Source organism: Peribacillus asahii, assembly GCF_003570725.1.
Classification (GTDB): domain Bacteria; phylum Bacillota; class Bacilli; order Bacillales; family DSM-1321; genus Peribacillus; species Peribacillus asahii.
Genome location: NZ_QWVS01000008.1, coordinates 74,703 through 82,078, shown reverse-complemented (window position 1 = coordinate 82,078; position 7,376 = coordinate 74,703). Strand labels below are relative to the sequence as shown.

Sequence of the window (7,376 nt, the reverse complement as noted above, 5' to 3'; positions counted from 1 at the left end):
CTGAATGATGAGGATGGCTCTTACCTATCACTATCTCGCGAAATGAAAGAACGAATTCGCAGCATTTTAGGGGGCACGTCTGATGATATTTGGATTTCAACGTTTCACTCGATGTGTGTTCGAATTTTACGCCGAGATATCGATCGCATGGGCTTTAGCCGCAATTTTTCAATATTAGATACAACGGATCAGCAATCTGTAATTAAACAAATTTTAAAAGATCGCAATATGGATCCTAAGAAACATGATTACCGCTCAATTTTAGGAAGCATCAGCTCCGCAAAAAATGAGCTGGTTACGCCGGAGGAATATGCGAAAACAGCGGCTGATTTTTATACGCAATCTGTATCTGATGTGTATACCGAATATCAAAAACGACTTCGTAAAAATCAAGCCCTCGACTTCGACGATTTAATTATGATGACCATTCAATTATTCCAACGTGTTCCAGAAGTGCTTGAATATTATCAGCGGAAATTTCAATATATTCACGTTGATGAGTATCAGGACACGAATCGCGCACAATACATGCTTGTAAAGCTATTAGCTTCACGTTTTCGTAATTTATGCGTAGTGGGAGATTCGGATCAATCCATCTACCGCTGGCGTGGCGCTGATATCGCGAACATTTTATCTTTTGAAAAAGATTATCCGAATGCAACGATGATTTTCTTAGAGCAAAACTATCGTTCAACGAAACGGATTTTGGAAGCTGCCAATAAGGTGATTGAGAATAATCGTAACCGTAAACCAAAAAATCTTTGGACAGAAAATTTGGAAGGCGAGAAAATTTTCTATTATCGTGCAGATAGTGAGCAAGGAGAAGCACAGTTTGTAGCTGGAAAAATCAATGATCTTACAAGAAGTGGAAAAACATTATCTGATATTGCGATTTTATACCGTACCAATGCCCAGTCGCGGGTAATGGAGGAAGTTTTACTAAAATCAAATCTGAACTATACCATTGTTGGCGGGACAAAATTCTATGATCGTAAAGAGATTAAGGATTTACTGGCCTATTTACGTTTGATTTCAAACCCAGACGATGATATTAGTTTACGCCGTATCATTAATGTGCCGAAGCGCGGGATTGGGGCCACTTCAATGGATAAGATTGCGGATTATGCGCGGCAGTACGATCTTTCCATCTATCAAGCTCTTGAGTCTGTAGAGATGATTGGTATAAGTGCCAAAGCAACAAAAGCGGCACGTGAATTTGCTAATTTAATTAGAAACTATACGAATCAGCAAGAATATTTGTCTGTTACAGAGCTTGTAGAAGAAGTGCTTGATAAGACAGGTTATCGTGATATGCTTCAAATAGAAAATACAATCGAAGCGCAGAGTCGTTTAGAAAATATCGATGAATTTTTGTCGGTAACAAAAGCATTTGAAGATAATAATGAAGACAAGTCGCTTATCGGCTTTTTGACAGACTTAGCGTTAGTAGCAGATATCGATCAACTAGATGAACAAAAAGTTGAAGAACAAGATCAAGTAACGCTTATGACACTACACTCTGCAAAAGGTCTTGAATTTCCTATTGTCTTTTTAATAGGCCTAGAAGAAGGTGTTTTCCCGCATAGCCGTTCATTGACAGATGAGCAAGAAATGGAAGAAGAGCGGCGCTTGGCGTATGTTGGCGTCACTCGTGCTGAGGAGCAACTATTTATTACGAATGCTCAAATGCGGACATTATTTGGCCGGACGAATATGAATCCCGTTTCTCGTTTTGTTAGTGAAATTCCAGCAGAGCTATTGGAAGATTTAAAACCAGCTCCTAAAAGTAAAAAATCTTTTAGTTCAACAGCAAGAATGTCAGCAACGGCACCGAGAAAAGCACCAGCTTCATTTGGGCGTGCAGTTTCAACTCCATCTGCGACAGGAGGAGAGGGAATTGATTGGGCAGTCGGTGATAAAGCGTCCCATAAAAAGTGGGGAGTTGGCACGGTTGTTAGTGTGAAGGGAGAAGGAGAAGGAAAAGAGCTGGATATCGCCTTTCCGAGTCCGACGGGTATAAAGCGTTTGCTTGCCAAATTTGCCCCAGTGGAAAAAGTATAAAATAAAGGAAGGACTGAATTTATGGCTGTACCAACTGAAAAGATAGTTCGTGAATTACAAGCATTATTAAATCAATACAACTATGAATATCATGTCCTCGATAAGCCATCTGTTCCAGATGCAGAATATGATCGACTTTTACGAGAACTGATTGAATATGAAGAAAAATTTCCAGAACTAAAAACATCTGATTCACCAACGCAGCGCGTAGGTGGTGAAGTATTGAGCATGTTTCAGAAAGTAGAACATACTTCGCCGATGCTTAGTCTTGGGAATGCCTTTAATGAAGAAGACTTACGGGACTTTGATCGAAAAGTGCGACAAGCGGTAGGCGATGATTTTTCTTATGTGTGTGAATTGAAAATTGATGGACTAGCCGTAACACTTCAGTATGAAAATGGTTATTTCGTTAAAGGTGCGACACGTGGAGATGGTACAATAGGAGAGGATATAACCGCTAATTTAAAAACGATTAAGTCTATTCCGTTAAAATTGAAAGAGCCTCTTACTATCGAAGTTCGCGGTGAAGCGTTCATGCCCAAAAAATCATTTGAAGCGTTGAATACATTAAAAGAAGAAAATGGAGAAGAGCCTTTTGCTAATCCGAGAAATGCAGCTGCTGGTTCATTGCGACAACTTGACCCTAAAATTGCAGCGAAGCGAAATTTAGCGATTTTTCTTTATGCCATTGCTGATATAGGAGAAACAGGTGTCCGATCACATAGTGAAGGATTAGACTTACTCGATCAACTTGGCTTTAAAACGAATCAGGAACGAAAACGCTGTGAGACGATTGAAGATGTACTGGCTTTTATTGAAGGCTGGACCGAAAAACGGCCACATTTAGCGTATGAGATTGATGGAATTGTTATTAAGGTGGATTCTTTAGAGCAGCAGGAGCAATTAGGCTATACGGCAAAAAGTCCACGTTGGGCGATTGCCTATAAATTTCCTGCAGAAGAAGTGGTGACAATTCTTCGTGATATTGAATTATCAATTGGTCGTACCGGCGTATTAACTCCTACGGCGATTCTTGATCCTGTACGCGTAGCTGGAACAACGGTTCAACGTGCTTCCCTTCATAATGAAGATCTAATTCGTGAAAAGGATATTCGAATAGGTGATTCAGTCGTTGTAAAAAAAGCGGGAGATATTATTCCAGAAGTGGTGAATGTTTTAGTAGATCGTCGAACAGGAGACGAAGTAGAATTTCATATGCCGACAGAATGTCCAGAATGTGATAGCGAGCTAGTTAGACTGGAAGGGGAAGTGGCATTACGGTGCATCAATCCAAAATGTCCGGCTCAAATTCGAGAAGGACTTATTCACTTTGTTTCACGGACGGCTATGAATATCGATGGTCTTGGAGAAAAAGTCATTAGTCAATTGTTTAAGGAACAACTCATTCAGGATGTAGCGGATATTTATAAGCTAACGTATGAGCAACTGATTAGCTTAGAAAGAATGGGAGAAAAATCCGTTAATAATTTACTTCAAGCGATTGAAGCGTCGAAGGATAATTCACTTGAAAAATTACTGTTTGGTCTTGGTATTCGTCATGTTGGTGCAAAAGCAGCGAAAACATTAGCTCAGCAATTTGGAACACTTCATGCTTTGCGTCAGGCCACTGTTGAAGAACTAACGGCTATTAATGAAATTGGTGAAAAGATGGCGGATTCGATCGTGACTTACTTCGAATTAGACGAAGTTTCTGCATTAATCGATGAATTAGAGGCAGTGGGTGTGAACCTTGCTTATAAAGGGGCTAAGCCAGTAGCGGCAGATGAAGTAGATTCTATTTTTGCTGGTAAAACGGTTGTTTTAACGGGGAAATTAGTACAATTAACGAGGAATGAAGCAAAAGAGAAGTTAGAAGCACTAGGCGCAAAAGTAGCGGGCAGTGTAAGTAAAAAAACAGATTTAGTGATTGCTGGTGAAGATGCGGGCTCTAAGCTTGCGAAAGCAGAAAGCTTCGGGATTACCGTATGGGATGAGGAGAAACTCATTGAAGAATTAAATAAATAAGAGGTGTACATGATGAAGAAACACTCCATTCTCGGAATGGTTCTTGTTTTGCTGCTTGCTGGGTGTGCCCCAAGTTTTGATAAAGAACAAGAGGTGGTCCAAGATTCAGAAGATAAAAAGGAAAAAGCAATCATCCCGAAATATAAAATTTCAGATGAGTACTATCAAACGATTCTACCATTTGAGCCATCGAAAGCCCGTGGTCTTGTTGTCTCTAATTTGAATACTAGATACGACATTGAGGAATTTGAAAATGGTTTAATGCGAATTGCTCAAACTCAATTTGACCCGGATGACTATTTGTTCCAAGAAGGACAACTATTGGACAATAAAACGATTTCTAGGTGGTTAGAACGTAAATATACGAAAGAACAGCTAAAAGAAAAAGATCGAAAAGAATCCGAGAATCTAGGATTAAATCCGCTTGATCCAGGCAAAGGCGATATTGCTAAACGAAATGAAGAGAACCCTATTTATTTAGCACATATTTTAGAACACGACTATTTGGTTAAATCGGATAACAATAAAGTAAGTCTTGGTGGTGTCGTGATTGGTTTAGCACTAAATTCCGTTCATTATTATCAGAAGGAAGCATATGGGGCTACGTACGAGACAGATATTAGCAAATCTGAATTAGAAAATGAAGGGAAGAAAATTGCTGGGCAAGTATTGAAGCGACTACGCTCAATGGAAGAGATGAAAGATATTCCGATTACAATTGCTTTATTTGAACAAAAAGAAAAATCATCCGTTGTGCCGGGGAATTTTATTTCCTATACAAATGTTAATCGTAAATCGAGTGAAATTAGTAAATGGGTCAATTTGGATGAAGAATATTATTTATTTCCTTCTTCAACTGCTGAACAGAAATATCGTGATGATGTGAATACCTTTACGAATTTTAAAGAAGATGTAGAGCAATATTTTCCTAACTTTAATGGTGTCATTGGACGAGCTTTTTATATAGATAAGCAACTACAAAGTTTAAATATTGACATTCCGATTCAGTTTTATGGAAATTCTGAAGCGATTGGATTTACACAATACGTAGCTGGTTTGATTATGGAACGATTCCCGAAATATATTTCCATTCAAGTATCGATTACTTCTGTGAACGGACCAGAAGCGTTAATTGTCCGCGAAACGAATCAGGATGAACCAACGGTCCATATTTATGAGTAGGAAAGTGATGAAGCTGATTATAGCTTCATCCTTTTTTCTCGGAAATTTCGCCATGATTCTGTTATTTCCCAGAAAATAATTGTAGATGTTTCGAATTTCGACAACGTTTCCAATGTTGCTTTATTCTGCAATAGTTTGATATGATTTAAAGGATGATTTTAGCGGTTTTACAAAATAAAAAAGTCTAAAAATTTTCAAGATATTTTAGTGTCTAGCGGCTAGCTCGGTATGAAAAAGATGGTGGTTCTTAAAAGCCCATAGTGCCTGTTGAGTCAATGTCTATTTCCTAACGAGCTGCTTCAGCCGTTTGCGCTTTTCTAAAATTAGCGGAGGTGAAGAGAATGTCACGTATTTCTATGGAACAAGTTAAACATGTTGCTCATTTGGCCCGTCTTGCGATTACGGAAGAGGAAGCAAAGCAATTCCAAGATCAACTAGGTAAAATGATTTCATTTGCAGAGCAATTAAATGAATTAGATACAGATCAAGTAGTTGCGACTTCTCATGTATTAGATATGAAAAATGTTATGCGAGAAGATGTAGCTAAACCAGGTTTACCAATTGAAGAGGTCGTGAAGAATGCCCCGGATCATGAAGATGGGTATATTCGTGTGCCATCTATTATTGAATAAGGAGGGAACAGGATGTCGTTGTTCGAACAAAAGGTTTCAGAGCTTCATCAGCGTTTACATAATAAAGAAATTAGTGTCACAGATCTTGTTGACGAATCGTATAAACGAATCGGACAGGTGGAAGGTCAAGTACAAGCGTTTTTAACATTAGACGAAGAAAATGCACGTACACAAGCGAAACAATTGGATGAAAAGTTAGCGAAAGGCGAAACAACAAATCCTTTATTTGGGTTGCCAATTGGTGTGAAAGATAATATCGTTACAAAAAATTTACGTACAACTTGTGCAAGCAAAATTTTGGAGAACTTTGACCCAATCTATGATGCAACCGTTGTACAGAAGCTGCAACAAGTAGAAACGGTTACAATTGGGAAATTAAATATGGATGAATTTGCAATGGGTTCTTCTAATGAAAATTCAGCATTCCAAGCAACCAAGAATCCATGGAATACAGATTATGTACCAGGTGGATCTTCAGGTGGTTCTGCTGCATCTGTAGCTGCAGGAGAAGTATTATTCTCGCTTGGTTCTGATACGGGTGGTTCTATTCGTCAACCAGCTGCCTACTGTGGAGTAGTTGGTTTAAAACCTACCTATGGTCGTGTCTCTCGCTTTGGCTTAGTTGCATTTGCGTCATCTCTTGACCAAATTGGTCCAATTACAAGAACAGTAGAAGACAATGCATACTTACTTGAAGCCATCTCTGGACTTGATCCAATGGATTCAACATCGGCGAATGTTGACGTACCAAGTTTTGTGAACGCATTAACAGGTGATGTAAAAGGCTTGAAGATTGCCGTTCCAAAAGAATATCTTGGTGAAGGTGTTGGAGAAGAAGCGCGCAATTCTGTATTAGCAGCATTAAAAGTATTAGAAAGCTTAGGTGCAGAGTGGGAGGAAGTATCTCTTCCACATTCTAAATATGCCCTAGCTGCTTACTATTTATTATCTTCTTCAGAAGCTTCGGCAAACCTTGCTCGTTTCGATGGTGTTCGTTACGGTTACCGTACAGATAATGCAGAAAACTTAATTGATATGTACAAGCAAACACGTGCAGAAGGCTTTGGTGACGAAGTAAAACGCCGTATTATGCTCGGAACATTCTCATTAAGCTCTGGTTATTACGATGCGTATTATAAAAAAGCACAAAAGGTGCGTACATTAATTAAAAAAGATTTCGAAGACGTTTTCCAAAAATACGATGTTATTATTGGACCGACTGCACCGACACCAGCGTTTAAAATTGGTGAGCAGTTAAAGGATCCGTTAACGATGTATGCGAACGATATTTTAACAATTCCAGTAAACCTTGCAGGGGTACCAGGTATTTCGATTCCATGTGGCTTTTCTAAAGAGGGATTACCACTAGGCCTACAAATTATCGGTAAGCATTTTGATGAGAGCACAGTTTACCGCACAGCTCATGCATTTGAGCAAGCAACAGATTTTCATAAACAATTTCCTAAACTGTAAGGG

The 7,376-nt window shown here is 38.9% G+C and carries 5 protein-coding genes; all 5 read left to right on the top strand.

Going from position 1 to position 7,376, the window contains the following annotated elements; all coding sequences use genetic code 11:
• The coding region (gene pcrA, locus D1953_RS04715; protein WP_119116012.1) for a DNA helicase PcrA at nucleotides 1-2,061 on the top strand (2,061 nt) is incomplete at its 5' end.
• 21 nt (nucleotides 2,062-2,082) lie between these two features.
• Complete coding sequence (gene ligA, locus D1953_RS04710) at nucleotides 2,083-4,086, top strand: NAD-dependent DNA ligase LigA (RefSeq protein ID WP_119116008.1); 2,004 nt, start codon at nucleotides 2,083-2,085, stop codon at nucleotides 4,084-4,086.
• Between the two features lie 12 nt (nucleotides 4,087-4,098).
• Nucleotides 4,099-5,268: a CamS family sex pheromone protein gene (locus D1953_RS04705; RefSeq protein WP_119116007.1), complete on the top strand. Its 1,170-nt coding sequence runs from the start codon at nucleotides 4,099-4,101 to the stop codon at nucleotides 5,266-5,268.
• A 341-nt stretch (nucleotides 5,269-5,609) separates the two neighbouring features.
• Nucleotides 5,610-5,900 carry an Asp-tRNA(Asn)/Glu-tRNA(Gln) amidotransferase subunit GatC gene (gatC, locus tag D1953_RS04700; protein WP_119116006.1) on the top strand — a complete coding sequence of 97 codons (291 nt, stop codon included), beginning with the start codon at nucleotides 5,610-5,612 and terminating at the stop codon, nucleotides 5,898-5,900.
• Between the two features lie 12 nt (nucleotides 5,901-5,912).
• Entirely contained in the window at nucleotides 5,913-7,373 is a 1,461-nt protein-coding gene (gatA, locus tag D1953_RS04695) for an Asp-tRNA(Asn)/Glu-tRNA(Gln) amidotransferase subunit GatA (protein ID WP_119116005.1), read from the top strand.
• Nucleotides 7,374-7,376 lie beyond the last annotated feature (3 nt).

Coding starts and splice junctions, on each gene's coding strand:
- ligA (WP_119116008.1), top strand. CDS start 2,083: ATGGCTGTACCAACTGAAAAGATAGTTCGTGAATTACAAGCATTATTA.
- D1953_RS04705 (WP_119116007.1), top strand. CDS start 4,099: ATGAAGAAACACTCCATTCTCGGAATGGTTCTTGTTTTGCTGCTTGCT.
- gatA (WP_119116005.1), top strand. CDS start 5,913: ATGTCGTTGTTCGAACAAAAGGTTTCAGAGCTTCATCAGCGTTTACAT.
- gatC (WP_119116006.1), top strand. CDS start 5,610: ATGTCACGTATTTCTATGGAACAAGTTAAACATGTTGCTCATTTGGCC.